The sequence below is a fragment of the Kluyvera sp. CHPC 1.251 genome, from assembly GCF_036759945.1.
Classification (GTDB): Bacteria; Pseudomonadota; Gammaproteobacteria; order Enterobacterales; family Enterobacteriaceae; genus Kluyvera; species Kluyvera sichuanensis.
The window spans coordinates 1-17,225 of the sequence record NZ_JAPKIC010000002.1; the positions used below are offsets into that span (position 1 = coordinate 1).

Annotated in this window: 16 protein-coding genes; all 16 read right to left on the reverse strand. The window is 53.8% G+C overall.

All coding sequences use genetic code 11. The features are described from left to right. Positions 1-220: 220 nt before the first annotated feature. The 16 genes from cpoB to sdhB all read right to left on the reverse strand — a co-directional run bounded on the left by cpoB (position 221) and on the right by sdhB (position 17,214). Positions 221-1,024 carry a cell division protein CpoB gene (cpoB, locus tag V6940_RS04435; protein WP_333495007.1) on the reverse strand — a complete coding sequence of 268 codons (804 nt, stop codon included), beginning with the start codon at positions 1,022-1,024 and terminating at the stop codon, positions 221-223. 9 nt (positions 1,025-1,033) lie between these two features. Continuing rightward, a complete protein-coding gene (gene pal / locus V6940_RS04440; protein WP_185669327.1) occupies positions 1,034-1,555 on the reverse strand; it encodes a peptidoglycan-associated lipoprotein Pal in 522 nt (173 codons plus the stop codon). Between the two features lie 34 nt (positions 1,556-1,589). Further along, the gene (tolB, locus tag V6940_RS04445) at positions 1,590-2,882 is read right to left on the reverse strand and encodes a Tol-Pal system beta propeller repeat protein TolB (RefSeq protein WP_185669366.1); all 1,293 of its coding nucleotides are present in this window, start codon (positions 2,880-2,882) and stop codon (positions 1,590-1,592) included. Between the two features lie 132 nt (positions 2,883-3,014). Further along, positions 3,015-4,292: a cell envelope integrity protein TolA gene (gene tolA, locus V6940_RS04450; protein WP_333495008.1), complete on the reverse strand. Its 1,278-nt coding sequence runs from the start codon at positions 4,290-4,292 to the stop codon at positions 3,015-3,017. Between the two features lie 97 nt (positions 4,293-4,389). After that, entirely contained in the window at positions 4,390-4,818 is a 429-nt protein-coding gene (gene tolR / locus V6940_RS04455; RefSeq protein WP_234503530.1) for a colicin uptake protein TolR, read from the reverse strand. Positions 4,819-4,821: 3 nt separating this feature from the next. Continuing rightward, positions 4,822-5,514: a Tol-Pal system protein TolQ gene (tolQ, locus tag V6940_RS04460; RefSeq protein ID WP_115074598.1), complete on the reverse strand. Its 693-nt coding sequence runs from the start codon at positions 5,512-5,514 to the stop codon at positions 4,822-4,824. Then, on the reverse strand, positions 5,511-5,915 hold the full coding sequence (gene ybgC, locus V6940_RS04465) for a tol-pal system-associated acyl-CoA thioesterase (RefSeq protein WP_333495009.1): 405 nt from the start codon (positions 5,913-5,915) through the stop codon (positions 5,511-5,513). The genes tolQ and ybgC overlap by 4 nt, the downstream gene beginning before the upstream one ends. 145 nt (positions 5,916-6,060) lie before the next feature. Then, entirely contained in the window at positions 6,061-6,357 is a 297-nt protein-coding gene (gene ybgE, locus V6940_RS04470) for a cyd operon protein YbgE (protein WP_035892729.1), read from the reverse strand. Then, positions 6,357-6,470 (reverse strand): cytochrome bd-I oxidase subunit CydX, encoded by a 114-nt coding sequence (gene cydX, locus V6940_RS04475; protein ID WP_003858598.1) that lies wholly within the window; start codon positions 6,468-6,470, stop codon positions 6,357-6,359. Before cydX ends, ybgE begins: the two co-directional genes overlap by 1 nt. Positions 6,471-6,484: 14 nt before the next feature. Beyond that, positions 6,485-7,624, reverse strand: coding sequence for a cytochrome d ubiquinol oxidase subunit II (gene cydB, locus V6940_RS04480; RefSeq protein ID WP_185669330.1), 1,140 nt, complete (start codon positions 7,622-7,624; stop codon positions 6,485-6,487). Between the two features lie 15 nt (positions 7,625-7,639). After that, positions 7,640-9,202 (reverse strand): cytochrome ubiquinol oxidase subunit I, encoded by a 1,563-nt coding sequence (gene cydA, locus V6940_RS04485; protein WP_185669367.1) that lies wholly within the window; start codon positions 9,200-9,202, stop codon positions 7,640-7,642. Positions 9,203-10,066: 864 nt separating this feature from the next. After that, a complete protein-coding gene (gene sucD, locus V6940_RS04490) occupies positions 10,067-10,936 on the reverse strand; it encodes a succinate--CoA ligase subunit alpha (RefSeq protein WP_166514885.1) in 870 nt (289 codons plus the stop codon). Beyond that, positions 10,936-12,102, reverse strand: a complete 1,167-nt coding sequence (sucC, locus tag V6940_RS04495) for an ADP-forming succinate--CoA ligase subunit beta (RefSeq protein ID WP_003022927.1) — start codon at positions 12,100-12,102, stop codon at positions 10,936-10,938. Before sucC ends, sucD begins: the two co-directional genes overlap by 1 nt. A 93-nt stretch (positions 12,103-12,195) precedes the next feature. After that, positions 12,196-13,416 (reverse strand): 2-oxoglutarate dehydrogenase complex dihydrolipoyllysine-residue succinyltransferase, encoded by a 1,221-nt coding sequence (gene odhB, locus V6940_RS04500; RefSeq protein ID WP_333495010.1) that lies wholly within the window; start codon positions 13,414-13,416, stop codon positions 12,196-12,198. A 13-nt stretch (positions 13,417-13,429) separates the two neighbouring features. After that, positions 13,430-16,231: a 2-oxoglutarate dehydrogenase E1 component gene (sucA, locus tag V6940_RS04505; protein ID WP_333495011.1), complete on the reverse strand. Its 2,802-nt coding sequence runs from the start codon at positions 16,229-16,231 to the stop codon at positions 13,430-13,432. A 266-nt stretch (positions 16,232-16,497) separates the two neighbouring features. Next, positions 16,498-17,214 (reverse strand): succinate dehydrogenase iron-sulfur subunit SdhB, encoded by a 717-nt coding sequence (gene sdhB / locus V6940_RS04510; RefSeq protein ID WP_035892722.1) that lies wholly within the window; start codon positions 17,212-17,214, stop codon positions 16,498-16,500. Positions 17,215-17,225: the final 11 nt, after the last annotated feature.

Sequence of the window (17,225 nt, forward strand, 5' to 3'; positions counted from 1 at the left end):
AACCTGCGACCAATTGATTAAAAGTCAACTGCTCTACCAACTGAGCTAACGACCCACTTTTTTCGCCACTTTCAGGATGTTTGATATCCCTTGGCAACGGCGGCATATATTACTGAATTCAGAATTCAGCGCAACAAATATTTCGACAAAGATCACTTAACTGCTTATGTTTCATGCGGCAAGACCAGAAATAAAACAATTTCTGGTCTTACTTCGCGCATTACAGCCCACTAAGACGTTTTTGCGCCTGCTTTGCACCGTCAGTGCCTGGGTATTTGCTGACAACCTGCTGGTATACCGCTTTCGCTTTTGCAGTATCACCCTTGTCCTGCATGATGACCCCGACCTTAAACATGGCGTCTGCCGCCTTTGGCGACTTCGGATAGTTTTTCACCACCGACGCAAAATAGTACGCCGCATCATCTTTTTTACCCTTGTTGTAATTCAACTGGCCCAGCCAATAATTTGCGTTCGGCTGATAGGTTGAATCAGGGTATTTTTTGACGAAGTTCTGAAACGCAGCAATGGCATCATCCTGGCGAGCGTTATCCTTCACCAGGGCGATAGCCGCGTTGTAATCGGTATTGGCATCACCCGTCTGTACCGGCACACCAGAAGCTGCTGCAGGGGCATTACCGCCCGCAGATGCTGCTGGAGCCGCCGCTGCAGGCGCTGCACCGCTCTGGTCGCCCGTTGCTGGAGCCGCACTGCCGCCGCCGTTCAGGCTGTCAATCTGCAGCATAATCTGCTTTTGACGATCGACGACCTGATTCAGCTGGTACTGACTTTCCTGGATCTGTCCGCGGAGAGCGTCAATATCAGTCTGATTATCGGAGAGTTGCTGCTGGAGTTGGGTTAAAAGCTGACTGTGAGCGTTAGAAATACGCTCGAGTTGGGTGACACGGTCTTCGACCGAGCCTGAGCCGACACTACTGATTGGCGCCTGAGCAAAAGCGGCCCAAGGGGCCGCTATGCCAACCAGTAACGACAGACTCAACATGTGATGTCTGAAGTTACTGCTCATGCAATTCTCTTAGTAAACCAGTACGGCACGACGGTTTTTGGAGTAAGCCGCTTCGTCGTGACCCAGTACTGCAGGTTTTTCTTTACCGTAAGAAACGATGGAGATCTGGTCAGCAGAAACGCCTTTACCCTGCAGGTACATTTTAACAGCGTTTGCACGACGTTCACCCAGGGAGATGTTGTACTCAGGAGTACCACGTTCGTCCGCGTGACCTTCTACGGTGACTTTGTAAGATGGGTTGCTACGCAGGAAGTTAGCGTGAGCATCCAGCATCGCAGCGAAGTCAGAACGGATATCGTACTTGTCCAGATCGAAGTAAACGATGTTGTTCTGCTGCAGCTGCTGCATCTGAAGGCGAGCTTGCTCTTCAGAAGACATGTTGCCGCTACCGTTCGCATCCATACCAGTGCCGGCACCCAGCATGCCTTCGCCGCTCTGGTCATTGCTAGCGTTCTTGTTAGAAGAACATGCCGCGATTGCCATAACAGGCAGAGCGATCATCAGCCCTTTCAGCACTTTGTTCAGTTGCATTTCTATGATTCCTTTAGTAATCAATTAATTATTATTACAGATACGGCGACCAGGCAGGGAATTTGACCTGTCCATCAGTTGCCGGAAGACGCGCTTTGAAACGCCCATCTGTAGAAACCAGATTCAGCACGGATCCCATCCCCTGAGAAGAGCTGTAGATAACCATAGTGCCGTTAGGTGCCAGACTTGGCGTTTCGTCCAGGAACGTTGACGACAGTACTTGTACGCCACCCGCTACCAGATCCTGCTTAGCAATGTGCTGCTGGCCGTTAGCCGAGCTGACCATTACCATAAACTTGCCGTCGCTGCTGACATCAGCATCCTGGTTCTGTGAACCTTCCCAGGTAATACGCTGCGGAGCACCGCCGTTGACGTTAACTTTATACACCTGCGGACGACCGGCCTGGTCAGACGTGAAGGCCAGGTTCTGGCTGTCCGGGAACCAGGTTGGTTCGGTGTTGTTGCTGCGACCGTTGGTCACTTGACGAATCTGGCCAGAGCCCAGGTCCATCACGTACAGGTTCAGGCTACCGGTTTTCGACAGTGCGAATGCCAGTTTAGAGCCATCAGGCGAGAACGCTGGCGCACCGTTGTGCTGCGGGAACGAGGCAATCTGACGCACTGCGCCGTTAGCCAGGGTCTGCACCACCAGCGCTGAGCGACCGCTTTCGAAGGTCACGTAAGCCACTTTAGAACCGTCCGGAGACCATGCTGGAGACATCAGCGGCTGCGGAGAACGGTGAACCACGAACTGGTTGTAGCCGTCGTAGTCAGAAACGCGCAGCTCATACGGGAACTGGCCGCCGTTGGTCTGAACAACGTAAGCAATACGGGTACGGAACGCGCCTTTGATGCCCGTCAGCTTCTCGAACACTTCGTCACTGGCAGTGTGACCGGCATAACGCAGCCACTGCTTGTTAACTTTGTAGGTGTTCTGCGCCAGCACGGAACCAGGGGCACCCCCGGTATCCACCAGCTGATAAGAGACATTATAGCTGCCATCAGCGTTAGGGCTCACCTGCCCTACAACAACGGCATCAATGCCCAGCGCAGACCATGCGGCTGGCTGAACTTCCTGAGCGCTGCCCGGCTGCTGCGGCAGACGAGAACGATCTAATGGGTTGAATTTCCCGCTGTTACGCAGGTCGGCACCCACAATGCCGCCAATATCTTCAGGCGCAGCACCTGGCCCCGCCCACTGGAAAGGAACGACACCAATTGGGCGTGCCGAGTCCACCCCCTGGGTGATCTCGATACGTACTTCTGCGTGCAGCACGGCTGCCCACAGCATCAGAAAACCAAACGCTACTCGTAATGCCTGCTTCATCATTTCTCCCTTATCCAGGCGAAAAGCCCACGATAATTTAGCAGAATGTTAACAAACTAAAATACACAAAACTACCAAAACCCACCGGCGTCCGAAGATAGTTTTCCCCCGCCGGAGCGGGGAAAATTATGCTTACGGCTTGAAGTCCAGCGGTGCATTTTTAAACACTTCATATACTGCCTGGCTCGGCGGTTTTGGAATCTTCGCCTGACGGGCTGCAGCAAGTGCGGCCTGACAAAGTGCGGGATCGCCACCCTCAGACTGAATGTCCAGCAACAGGCCGTCTGAAGCGAGTTTTATGCGCAACGTACAGGTTTTTCCTGCATAGGACGATGCGTCGTAGAACTTGCTCTCAATGGCAGTTTTAATCTGCCCGGCGTAGTTGCTGATATCCGCGCCTGACGCGCCATTATTTTTAGTATTACCACTCCCCGCTGCAGAAGCATTGTTACCTTTCGCTCCGCCGCCGGTTTTCGGTGCATTCTTACCGGAGCTGAGGTCACCCAGCAGGTCGTCTACGCCGGAAGAAGCAGCTGCTTTCTCAGCGGCGGCTTTCTTCGCGGCTGCCGCTTTGTCAGCTGCAGCTTTTTTGTCCGCAGCCGCTTTTTCAGCAGCGGCAGCTTTCTTATCTGCAGCCGCTTTAGCAGCGGCGGCCTTATCGGCAGCGGCTTTTTCAGCGGCAGCAGCAGCCTTCTCGGCGGCAGCGGCGGCTTTTTCTTCCGCGGCTTTTTCAGCTGCAGCTTTCTTCGCTGCTTCGGCTGCCGCTTTCTTCTCGGCATCCGCAGCCGCTTTCGCGGCGGCAGCTTCGGCTACCTTTTTAGCGTCAGCTGCGGCTTTCGCCGCTTCCGCTTCTGCTTTTTTCTGTGCATCGGCAGCGGCTTTCTTCGCTGCTTCCGCCGCGACTTTAGCCTGGGCATCGGCTTTTGCTTTGGCATCAGCGGCGGCTTTCACTGCCGCATCAGCCGCGGCTTTCGCCTGGGCATCTGCCTTCGCTTTGGCATCTGCTGCGGCTTTTGCCGCCGCTTCCTCAGCCTGCTTCTGCTGCTGCTGTGCTTCTTTGGCCGCTTCCTGAGCCTGCAAACGCTCTTTTTCCAGCGCTTTTAAACGTTCCTGTTCGGCAGCCTGTTTTTCACGTAATTCTTCAGCCTGCTGCTGAGCCTGCTTTTCACGTTGCTCTTGCGCACGTTTCGAGCTGGATTGCTGCTGCTGTTGACGATTATAGTTCTCAACGACCGCGCCGGGATCGACCATAACGGCGTCGATGGACGAACCGCCGCCACCGCCCGCAGAAGCCTCTATATGCTCATCGAACGAGCTCCAGATCAGCGCCGCAAACAGAATGACGTGCAGCACTGCTGAAATAATTATCGCTCGTTTAAGCTTGTCGTTTTGTTCGGTTGCCTTTGACACTCTCGGTTCCCAAAAACTGTTCACCCGTTACTTAACAACGCGCGCAACAGGCCGGAAGCGGCCTGTCACCCTGCGCGTTTGCGCGGCATATCGCAGGTTAAATTGGCTGAGTCATTAACCCGACCGATTTCACCCCGGCGCTGTGTAACAGGTTAAGCGCTTTAATTATTTCATCGTAAGGCACGTCTTTCGCGCCCCCAATTAAGAAGACCGTTTTCGGATTCGCCTCTAAGCGGCGCTGCGCTTCTGCAACAACCTGTTCAGGCGGCAGCTGCGGCATCTTCTCCTGACCGACGTTCACGCTGTATTGTCCGACACCGGACACTTCAACGATAACCGGCGGTTCATCGTTACTGCTTACCGCCTGCGATTCGGTTGCATCAGGAAGATCCACTTCCACGCTCTGCGTAATGATCGGCGCTGTCGCCATAAAGATCAGCAGCAGCACCAACAACACATCCAGCAGCGGAACGATGTTAATTTCGGACTTCAGTTCGCGACGCCCGCGTCCACGTGCTCTGGCCATGGCTTACCCCTTGTTGCTCTCGCTGACGGTAAAAGCCTGACGGTGCAGAATGGCGGTGAACTCTTCCATAAAGTTGTCGTAGTTCAGTTCCAGTTTGTTCACGCGTTGGTTCAGGCGGTTGTACGCCATAACCGCTGGAATTGCCGCAAACAGACCGATAGCGGTGGCGATCAGCGCTTCCGCGATCCCTGGTGCAACCATCTGCAGCGTAGCCTGTTTCACCGCGCCCAGCGCGATAAAGGCATGCATGATCCCCCATACGGTACCAAACAGGCCGATATAAGGACTGATGGAACCCACGGTGCCGAGGAACGGAATGTGCGTTTCCAGCGTTTCCAGTTCGCGGTTCATGGAGATACGCATCGCACGCGAGGCCCCTTCCACAATCGCTTCCGGCGCATGGCTATTGGCACGATGCAAACGCGCGAACTCTTTAAAGCCGCTGTAGAAGATCTGCTCCGATCCCGCGAGGTTTTCGCGACGCCCCTGGCTCTCCTGATACAGGCGAGACAGCTCGATGCCGGACCAGAATTTATCTTCAAACGCTTCAGCTTCGCGGGTTGCCGCGTTGAGAATGCGCGTTCTCTGGATGATGATGGCCCAGGAGGCGATTGAAAAACCAATCAAAATCAACATGATAAGTTTAACCAGAAGGCTAGCCTTCAGGAACAAATCAAGGATGTTCATGTCAGTCACTGCTTAAACTCCGCGACAATAGACTTGGGAAGCGCACGAGGCTTCATGATGAGTGGATCAACACAGACAATCAGGACTTCTGCTTCGTTCAGCACCTTATTCTCAGCGTTGATTATTCGCTGCGTGAACACCATAGAGGTACCACGCATTGATGTAATTTCTGTCTGGACTTCGAGCATATCGTCGAGTCGGGCAGCCGCAAAATACTCCAGCGTCATTTTACGCACAACAAAGGCCACCCTCTCCGCCAGCAGAACCTGCTGACTGAAGTGATGGTGACGCAGCATCTCTGTGCGTGCTCTTTCATAGAAAGCGACATAGCTAGCGTGGTAAACCACACCACCGGCGTCGGTATCTTCGTAATAGACCCGAACCGGCCATCGAAACAGCGTTGTATTCACTTTACATCCCAGTAATGCAAAAAATTTTTGGGTTTTTGAACTTCGCTACTATACGCGCGGGAAAGATGGTTTGGAATGGGGGGAAGTAAACGGAGAGTAAATTTTTATGGGCTTGTGCAAGCCCATTATCATCAGGCGATAATTTTCAACGATAGAAGAAGAAAATCAAACCAGCCAGCAGCACCAGATCGGCGATAAGCGGACAAAAAATCCCTTGCCAGTGAACCGTACGCAGACGGAAGCCTACGCCGTGGATCACCCCCGCACACACTGACCACATCAACAGGAAACCGTGCCAGATTTCCAGTTCGCTGGTCTTCGCCGCAAAACGCGTCGGATCCCAGAAGATGCAGCCTGCCAGCAGCAGGGCCATAACAAGGGAAAGCGCCCGCAAGGGGCGCTTATCCATTATCGCATATAACATTGCGATAACATTTTTCATCAGTGCTTTTCTTCACCCGCTTTGGTTGCTTCGACGTGCTCTAACGCCAGCGCGGTGATAACGCCGAATGCACAAGCAAGAAGCGTTCCCAAAATCCATGCGAAATACCACATATTCAGCTCCTTACTTAGTACAGAGAGTGGGTGTTACGTTCGATGTCTTCTTTGGTGATGCGACCGAACATTTTCCAGTAACACCAGGTGGTGTAGGCCAGAATAATCGGTACGAAGACAGCGGCGACATAGGTCATCAGGTTCAGCGTCATCTGGCTAGATGTCGCATCCCACATGGTCAGGCTCGCGTTCATCATTGTGCTTGAAGGCATAATGAACGGGAACATGGCAATACCAGCGGTCAGAATGATGCACGCCAGCGTCAGTGAGGAGAACAGGAACGCCCACGCGCCTTTATCCGCCTTGGTGGTCAGGATAGTCAGCAGCGGCAGCACCACGCCCAGAGCAGGAATTGCCCACAGCGCTGGCATGTTGTTGAAGTTCACCATCCACGCACCGGCTTCACGCGCGACTTCTTTGGTCAGTGGGTTAGACGGGCCGGAGTGATCCAGAACCGATTTCACCACATAGCCATCGATGCCGTAGTAAACCCAGACACCTGCCAGTGCGAAGCACACCAGGGTCACCAGCGCCGTCACCATAGAGACGTTGCGGGTGCGCAGGTGCAGTTCGCCCACGGTACGCATCTGCAGGTAGGTCGCGCCCTGGGTCAGGATCATCGCGACGCTAACAATACCCGCCAGCAGACCAAACGGGTTCAGCAGCTGGAAGAAGTTACCGGTGTAGTACAGACGCATGTATTCATCGACGTGGAACGGTACGCCCTGCAGCAGGTTACCAAACGCGACGCCAATCACCAGCGGCGGCACGAAGCTACCGATGAAGATGCCCCAGTCCCACATGTTGCGCCAGCGGGTATCTTCAATCTTAGAACGGTAGTCAAAACCGACCGGACGGAAGAACAAGGACGCCAGCACCAGAATCATCGCCACGTAGAAGCCGGAGAAGGCAGCGGCATACACCATCGGCCACGCGGCGAACAGCGCGCCACCAGCGGTGATGAGCCACACCTGGTTACCGTCCCAGTGCGGAGCGATGGAGTTAATCATGATTCGACGCTCGGTGTCGTTACGACCGAGGAAGCGGGTGAGCATGCCCACCCCCATGTCGAAGCCATCAGCGACGGCAAAACCAATCAGCAGAATGCCAATCAGTAGCCACCAGATAAAACGCAATACTTCATAATCGATCATTTGACGACTCCTGTCTTAGCGTGCCGGCTGAGCGGTAGGCTGCTCATAGTGGTAACGACCGGTTTTCAGGCTGCTAGGTCCACGGCGAGCGAATTTGAACATCAGGTACAGCTCCGCCACGAGGAACAGGGTGTACAGGCCGCAAATCAGCACCATCGAGAAGATCAGGTCGCCAGCGGTCAGACTGGAGTTAGCCACTGCCGTCGGCAGCACCTCACCAATTGCCCACGGTTGACGGCCATATTCCGCCACAAACCAACCGGATTCGATAGCAATCCACGGCAGCGGAATCGCGTACAGCGCGGTGCGCAGCAGCCATTTTTTCTCGCCAATCTTGTTACGAATGACCGTCCAGAAGGAGGTCGCAATAATCAGCAGCATCAGGATGCCGCAGCCCACCATGATACGGAACGCAAAGTACAGCGGCGCAACGCGTGGGATAGAATCTTTGGTTGCCATCTGGATCTGTGCTTCGGTCGCATCAGACACGTTTGGCGTATAGCGCTTCAGCAGCAGGCCGTAACCCAGGTCTTTCTTCACGTGGTTGAACTCATCGCGAATGGCCTGGTCGGTAGAACCGCTACGCAGCTGCTCAAGCAGTGCATACGCCTTCATACCGTTACGGATACGCTCTTCGTGTTGCACCATCAGATCTTTCAGACCGGTAACCTGCTTATCAACAGAACGGGTCGCGATGATACCCAGCGCGTAAGGGATTTGAATGGCGAAGTGGTTTTCCTGCGCATCCTGGTCAGGAATACCAAACAGGGTAAAGGCGGCCGGTGCGGGCTGCGTTTCCCACTCGGCTTCAATAGCAGCCAGTTTGGTTTTCTGTACGTCACCCATTTCGTAACCGGACTCATCACCCAGAACGATAACGGAGAGGATAGCCGCCATGCCGAAGCTGGCTGCAATCGCGAAGGAACGCTTAGCGAAGGCGAAGTCACGGCCGCGCAGCATGTAGTAGGAGCTGATGCCGAGAACGAACATCGCGCCGCAGACGTAGCCAGATGCCACGGTATGGACGAATTTCACCTGTGCGACGGGGTTCAGGACCAGCTCGGAGAAGCTGACCATTTCCATACGCATGGTTTCGAAGTTGAAATCAGAGGCAATCGGGTTCTGCATCCAGCCGTTCGCCACGAGGATCCACAGTGCAGATAGGTTGGAGCCCAGGGCTACCAGCCAGGTCACCGCCATGTGCTGGACTTTACCCAGACGATCCCAACCGAAGAAGAACAGACCTACAAAGGTAGATTCGAGGAAGAAGGCCATCAGACCTTCGATGGCCAGCGGCGCACCGAAGATATCGCCCACGTAGTGGGAATAGTACGACCAGTTAGTCCCGAACTGGAACTCCATGGTCAGACCGGTAGCCACACCCAGCGCAAAGTTGATACCAAACAACTTGCCCCAGAACTTGGTCATATCTTTATAAATCTGTTTGCCGGAAAGGACGTAGACCGTTTCCATGATTGCCAGCAGGAACGCCATACCGAGCGTTAGCGGAACAAACAGGAAGTGGTACATCGCGGTCAAGGCAAACTGTAAGCGCGACAGTTCGACTATATCTAACATCATGACTCCTTGCTCATCGCATGAAGACTCCGAGAATGAACCCGTAGACCGGGATTCAAACACATGCCCCAATACAAATTGATTTGTCCCCTTCCCTACAGCCGCCCCTTGGTGAGCACCGGAAACAGCAATAAGCGAAAGTTACAAACGTGTTAATAAAAAACTCAATTGATCCCTAAAATATATTACGCTGTAAAACCCTTACAATAAACAGGTTTTTATTGGAGAAGTTTTACGTTTTTCGACGGTGATCAATTTATAGCGAATCAAGCAATATCCAGCCAGTTTGATCCACGACAATTTAGCCGTTTTAGCCGCTGATAGCCAGTGATTACATATTGATTTAAATCAACTTAACGTGAGATTGTTAATTATGTTTTTAATTGAATATTATGATGAATGAAATGTTAACAATGTGTTTTTAATTTGACTTTGATGGTTATCAAATGAAGTTAAATTGGAATGAGAGGTAATTGAATTTAACCTTGCCAGGTGCGAATAAGCACAATTCCCCCGTATAGTTTAAAGTAGACCGTCCCTCATTTTTTTCCACACCGCACATTGCATTATGGTGTAAATAACATTTCATTTACTTTAAATATTAATAAATTAACATTTACGGATATCGGCGCAGTTTCCACCCGACTGACAAACGATTGTGTTTCGCTATTGTTTGCGCAAAAAACAGGCGCCCGCAGCTGACGCAGATAAAATTAACCCGCGTGTACAACGGCGCAACAATCTTAGAGGAGGGAAAAAGCAAAAAAAAGGCCACCCAGGGGCGGCCAACCATGTCGAAACAAGACATATAAGGCTCCCTCTTTCCCTGTATGCAGCGGGAATTCAGTGAGGGAGCAGAGAGGATTACTTAATGACGGACTTCAGCGCTTCACCGATGTCAGCCAGGCTGCGAACGGTCTTCACGCCAGCGGCTTCCAGGGCAGCAAATTTCTCATCAGCGGTACCTTTACCACCGGCAATGATGGCGCCTGCGTGGCCCATACGCTTGCCTTTCGGCGCGGTAACACCTGCGATGTAGCCAACAACCGGCTTGGTCACGTGTTCTTTGATATAAGCCGCCGCTTCTTCTTCCGCGCTACCACCGATTTCACCGATCATCACGATCGCTTCAGTCTGTGGGTCTTCCTGGAACAGCTTCAGGATGTCGATGAAGTTAGAGCCTGGGATAGGGTCACCGCCGATGCCCACACAGGTGGACTGGCCAAAACCGTAGTCAGTGGTCTGCTTAACCGCTTCATAAGTCAGGGTGCCGGAACGGGAGACGATACCCACTTTACCTGGCTTATGAATGTGACCCGGCATGATGCCGATTTTGCATTCGCCTGGGGTGATAACGCCTGGGCAGTTCGGGCCAATCATGCGCACGCCGGCTTCATCCAGCTTCACCTTCACGGTCAGCATATCCAGCGTAGGGATACCTTCGGTGATGGTGATAATCAGTTTGATGCCTGCATCGATAGCTTCCAGGATGGAGTCTTTGCAGAACGGTGCTGGAACATAGATAACGGTGGCGGTTGCGCCCGTCGCTTCTACCGCTTCACGCACGGTGTTGAACACTGGCAGACCCAGGTGAGTGGTGCCGCCTTTGCCTGGGGTTACGCCGCCAACCATCTGCGTACCGTAAGCAATCGCTTGTTCAGAGTGGAAAGAACCCTGGCTACCGGTAAAGCCCTGGCAGATAACCTTGGTGTTTTTATCGATTAAAATGGACATTATTTCCCCTCCACTGCGGCAACAACCTGCTGTGCTGCGTCCGTCAGACTTTTCGCTGCAATAATATTCAGGCCGCTGTCAGCCAGTTTCTTCGCGCCGAGTTCGGCGTTGTTGCCTTCCAGACGAACAACAACCGGGACGTTAACGCCCACTTCTGCTACCGCGCCGATGATACCGTCAGCGATCAGGTCGCAACGTACGATACCGCCGAAGATGTTAACCAGAACGGCTTTAACATTGTCATCAGAGAGGATGATTTTGAACGCTTCGGTCACGCGCTCTTTGGTTGCGCCGCCGCCAACGTCCAGGAAGTTCGCTGGTTCGCCGCCGTGCAGTTTAACGATGTCCATGGTGCCCATTGCCAGGCCCGCACCGTTAACCATGCAACCGATGTTGCCATCAAGCGCAACGTAGTTCAGTTCCCACTGTGCAGCCTGCGCTTCACGCGGGTCTTCCTGAGACTGGTCGCGCATTTCGCGCAGGTCAGCCTGGCGGAACAGTGCGTTGCCGTCAGCGCCCAGTTTGCCGTCGAGGCAGATCAGGTCACCCTGCTTGGTCACAACCAGCGGGTTAATTTCGATAAGCGCCAGGTCGCGCTCCAGGAAAATGGTAGCCAGACCCATGAAGATCTTGGTGAACTGCTGAACCTGTTTACCTTCCAGACCCAGTTTGAACGCCAGTTCACGACCCTGGTAAGGCATTGGGCCTGCCAGCGGATCCAGCGCAACTTTGTGGATCAGGTGCGGGGTTTCTTCCGCTACTTTTTCAATTTCTACGCCGCCTTCGGTAGAGGCCATGAAGACCACGCGGCGGGAGCTACGGTCAACAACCGCGCCCAGGTACAGTTCTTTACCGATGTCGGTCGCGGCTTCAACCAGAATCTGGTTAACCGGCTGGCCGTGTGCATCCGTCTGGTAGGTTACCAGGCGTTTGCCCAGCCAATGCTCTGCAAAAGCGCGAATGTCTTCTTTAGAGTTTACGACCTTCACACCGCCCGCTTTACCGCGGCCACCAGCGTGAACCTGACATTTCACTACCCACGGGCCAGCGCCGATTTTTGAAGCGGCTTCTTCTGCTTCACGCGGAGTAGTACAGGCATAACCCACCGGAGCCGGTAAGCCATAGCGGGCAAAGAGTTGTTTTGCCTGATATTCATGTAAGTTCATGTGTTCTATCCATCCTATAAAATGTTGTTGAGTTGTTGTCTGGATTTTTTCGTTCAGATAGCCCGAGCGAAACAACGCTCGGGCTGCTCTTTACTACACGTCCAGCAGAAGACGGGTTGGATCTTCTAACAGCTCTTTAATTGCCACCAGGAAGCCTACAGACTCGCGCCCATCGATCAGACGGTGGTCATAGGACAGTGCCAGGTACATCATCGGCAGAATTTCCACTTTGCCATCAACCGCCATAGGACGGTCTTTAATGGCGTGCATACCCAGAATCGCGCTCTGAGGCGGGTTGATAATCGGGGTAGACATCAGGGAACCGAAGACGCCGCCGTTGGTAATCGTGAAGTTACCACCGGTCAGATCTTCGACAGTCAGTTTGCCGTCGCGGCCTTTCAGCGCCAGCTCTTTAATGTTCTTCTCAATGTCAGCCATGCCGAGTGCATCAACGTCACGCAGTACCGGGGTCACCAGGCCACGCGGCGTAGAAACCGCCATGCTCACATCGAAGTAGTTGTGGTAAACCACGTCTTCACCATCGATAGACGCGTTCACTTCTGGGTAGCGTTTCAGCGCTTCAACTACGGCCTTCACGTAGAAGGACATGAAGCCCAGACGAATACCGTGACGTTTTTCAAACGCGTCACCGTACTGCTTACGCAGGTCCATGATTGGTTTCATGTTGACTTCGTTGAAGGTCGTCAGCATCGCGGTAGAGTTTTTCGCTTCCAGCAGACGCTCGGCTACGCGCTTACGCAGACGGGTCATAGGAACACGTTTCTCGGAGCGACCAGCCAGCGGTGCAACCGGCGCTGCGGCAGCCGCAGCCGGTGCAGCAGCAGCTTTCGCTGGTGCTTTTGCCAGATGTTTTTCAACGTCTTCACGGGTCAGACGACCGCCCACACCGGTGCCTTTAATCGCGCTGGCATCGAGGTTGTGCTCAGCCAGCAGGCGACGGATCGCCGGGCTCAGCGCATCGTTGTTCTGCTCTTCCAGTGAAGCCTGTTGGCGCTGAGCCGGGGTAGACTCTTTGCTTTCAGATTTCGCGCTGGTTTCTTTACCACCGCTGTTGCCTTCACGCAGGCGACCCAGGATTTGACGGGAGGTGACGGTAGTACCTTCATCTTCCAGAACGGCATCCAGAATGCCATCCGCCGACGCCGGTACTTCCAGTACCACTTTGTCAGTTTCGATTTCTACCAGCACTTCATCACGAACTACCGCATCGCCAGGTTTTTTATGCCAGGTGGCTACGGTCGCATCTGCTACGGATTCAGGCAGGTCAGGGACCAGAATATCTACGCTACTCATTTTGTATCCTTAATTAATCGACGTTCAGCGCGTCATTGACCAGATCTTGTTGCTGCTTCTGGTGAACGGACATATACCCTACCGCCGGCGAGGCGGAGGCTGGGCGACCTGCGTAACGCAGACCAGCCCCAAATGGAATCACATCACGGAAATGATGCTGGCTGCAGTACCATGCGCCCTGGTTGAGCGGCTCTTCCTGGCACCAGACAAAATCATGCACGTGAGCATAAGCTTTCAGCACTTCTTGTACCGCCTGGTGCGGGAACGGATACAGCTGTTCGATACGCACGATAGCGACATCTTTCTGGTCGTTCTTGCGACGCTGTTCCAGCAGGTCGTAGTAAACCTTACCAGAACACAGCACTACGCGTTTCACGCCTTGCGGATCCAGTTCGTCAATCTCGCCGATGGCAGGCATAAAGGTGCCGTTCGCCAGTTCGTCCAGCGTAGAGACCGCCAGCGGGTGACGCAGCAGAGACTTCGGCGACATGACCACCAGCGGACGGCGCATCCCGCGCAGCGCCTGACGACGCAGCATGTGATAAACCTGTGCCGGGGTGGACGGTACGCAAACCTGCATGTTCTGCTGTGCGCAAAGCTGGAGATAACGTTCCAGACGCGCGGAGGAGTGCTCCGGACCCTGACCTTCATAACCGTGTGGCAGCAGCATAACCAGACCGCACATACGGCCCCATTTCTGCTCGCCGGAGGAGATGAACTGGTCGATAACGACCTGAGCACCGTTGGCGAAGTCGCCGAACTGCGCTTCCCAGATGGTCAGCGTGCGCGGCTCAGCCGTCGCGTAACCGTATTCGAATGCCAGGACCGCTTCTTCAGACAGTACTGAGTCCCACACCTTAAATACGCCCTGCCCGTTATGCACGTGCTGCAGCGGGGTGTAGGTGGAACCGTTAGACTGGTTATGGATAACCGCGTGACGGTGGAAGAAGGTGCCGCGACCGGCATCTTCACCGGACAGACGGACTGGAATGCCTTCATCGACCAGCGTGGCGTACGCCAGGTTTTCCGCGCCGCCCCAATCGAACAGCTTCTCGCCCGCCGCCATCGCCTGACGGTCACCGTAGATTTTCGCTACACGAGATTGCATTTCGATGGCATCTGGTACGGTACTGATACGGTTAGCCAGCTCCTGCAGGCGCTTCATCTCAACCTTGTTCGGGTAGCTTTCGTCCCACTCGTGGTTAAGGTATGGCGACCAGGTAAAGGAGTGCAGATTCATTGGACGCCACTCTTTCACCACGCATTCGCCCGCGTCCAGCGCGTCGCGATACAAGTTAACCATCTCGGTGGCATCTTCCAGCGTCGCGACGTTGTCCGCTTCCAGCTTGTCAGCATAGATTTTACGCGGGGTCGGATGCTTTTTGATTTTCTGGTACATCAGCGGCTGGGTTGCACTTGGCTCGTCGGCTTCGTTGTGGCCGTGACGGCGGTAGCACACCAGGTCGATGAACACATCGCGTTTAAAGGTGTTACGGAAGTCCAGCGCCAGACGGGTAACGAAAGCCACAGCTTCCGGGTCATCCGCATTCACGTGGAAGATTGGCGCCATCACCATCTTACCGATATCGGTACAGTATGGCGTTGAACGCGCATCCAGCGGGTTAGACGTGGTGAAGCCCACCTGGTTGTTAATCACGATGCGAACGGTACCGCCCACTTCGTAACCACGTGCTTTGGACATGTTCAGGGTTTCCTGAACCACACCCTGACCGGTTACCGCGGCGTCGCCGTGGATGGTAATCGGCAGCACTTTATTGCTGCTTGGCTCGTCCAGACGGTCCAGACGCGCACGAACGGAACCGATAACCACTGGGCTTACGATTTCGAGGTGTGACGGGTTAAACGCCAGCGCCAGGTGTACCAGGCCGCCTTCGGTTTCGATGTCGGAGGAGAAGCCCATGTGGTACTTCACGTCACCGGTGCCGAGGTGTTCTTTATGCTTGCCGGAGAACTCGTCGAACAGCTCCTGGGACTGTTTACCCAGTACGTTGATCAGTACGTTCAGACGACCGCGGTGCGCCATACCCAGCACCACTTCACGGGTACCGCTCTTGCCCGCATGGCGGATCATCTCTTTGAGCATCGGTACCAACGCATCGCCGCCTTCCAGCGAGAAGCGTTTTGCGCCTGGGAATTTCGCGCCCAGGTAGCGTTCCAGACCTTCTGCCGCAGTCAGTTCGCTCAGGAAGCGTTTTTTCTCTTCTGCAGTAAAGGTGGCATGCCCCGCTTCAAAACGCTGTTGGATCCAACGCTTCTCTTCGGTGTTCGTGATATGCATGTATTCCGCGCCGATGTGGCCGCAGTAGGTCTGTTTGAGAGCATCAATCAGATCGCCGAGCTTCATCGTGTCTTTGCCGATGGCGAAAGAACCTACGTTAAAGCTCTCCTGGAAGTCGGCCTCAGTCAGATCGTGGAAAGCGGGATCTAAATCAGCCACTTTATCCTGCTGCCACAGTCCCAGCGGATCGAGGATCGCGTTCTGGTGACCACGGAAGCGATAAGCGTTGATAAGCTGCAGGACTTTAACCTGCTTCGCATTCGTGTCAGGGTCGGAAATCGAAGAAGAGTAACGTGAGGCATCCTTCGCCAGACGACGGAAATAATCACGTGTTTTGGAATGAAATTGATCCGGTTTGACTCCGGTACCAGGTAACTGCTGGAACATTGAACGCCAGTGAGCGTCGACAGAGTCAGGATCGGTTAAGAAGTCTTCATAGAGCTGTTCTATCCAACTCTGGTTCGCGCCAGAGAGGTAAGAAGAGTCCAGCCAGGCTTTCATTGCGCCGTTCTGCATCGTGATCCCTTAAGCATCTTATGCTTATTTCGCCGTGGATAACTACGACGTACGCCGATATAGCACACGTCCCAGGGTTCACTTGCGAGCTCTTGTATTTGCACTGGCCCGCGAAGGAACCTTTAGAAACTGTCTTAAGCGCTTTGCGCTCACCCTTTCTCATGAGAGAAAGCAGATTTGGCAGTTTTTAAAGGTTTCCTGCATTTTATCCCCTCTCCCTTTGGGAGAGGGTTAGGGTGAGGGGAACCGCGCTCCCCTCTGACTACTTACGCACTACGTTGCAGCAGCATCGACTTAATATGGCCGATGGCGCGCGTCGGGTTCAGCCCTTTAGGACATACACTGACGCAGTTCATGATGCTATGGCAGCGGAATACGCTGAAAGCGTCACTTAACCCTTCCAGGCGGCTGTCGGTTTCGGTATCGCGGCTATCAATTAAGAAGCGATACGCTGCCAGCAGGCCAGCCGGGCCGATAAACTTGTCCGGGTTCCACCAGAACGACGGGCAAGAGGTCGAACAGCATGCGCAGAGAATACACTCGTACAGACCATCGAGCTTCTCACGCTGCTCTGGCATCTGCAGATGCTCGCGAGCCGGAGGATTTTGCCCATTATTCAACAAGTAAGGCTTAATCTTCTCATACTGTGCGTAGAATTGCCCCATGTCTACCACCAAATCGCGGATAACCGGCAGACCAGGCAGTGGACGGATAACAATTTTCTTGCCCGGCTGATTCAGCGCGGAGATCGGCGTGATACACGCCAGACCATTTTTCCCATTCATGTTCAGGCCGTCAGAGCCACACACCCCTTCACGGCAGGAGCGGCGGAAAGACAGGCTTGGATCTTTTTCTTTCAGCTGCATCAATGCATCCAGCAGCATCATGTCGCGACCTTCTTCCGCTTCCAGGGTGTAATCCTGCATGCGCGGAGCATCGTCAACGTCCGGGTTATAACGATAAACTGAAAACTCGAGTTTCATAATCCTGTCTC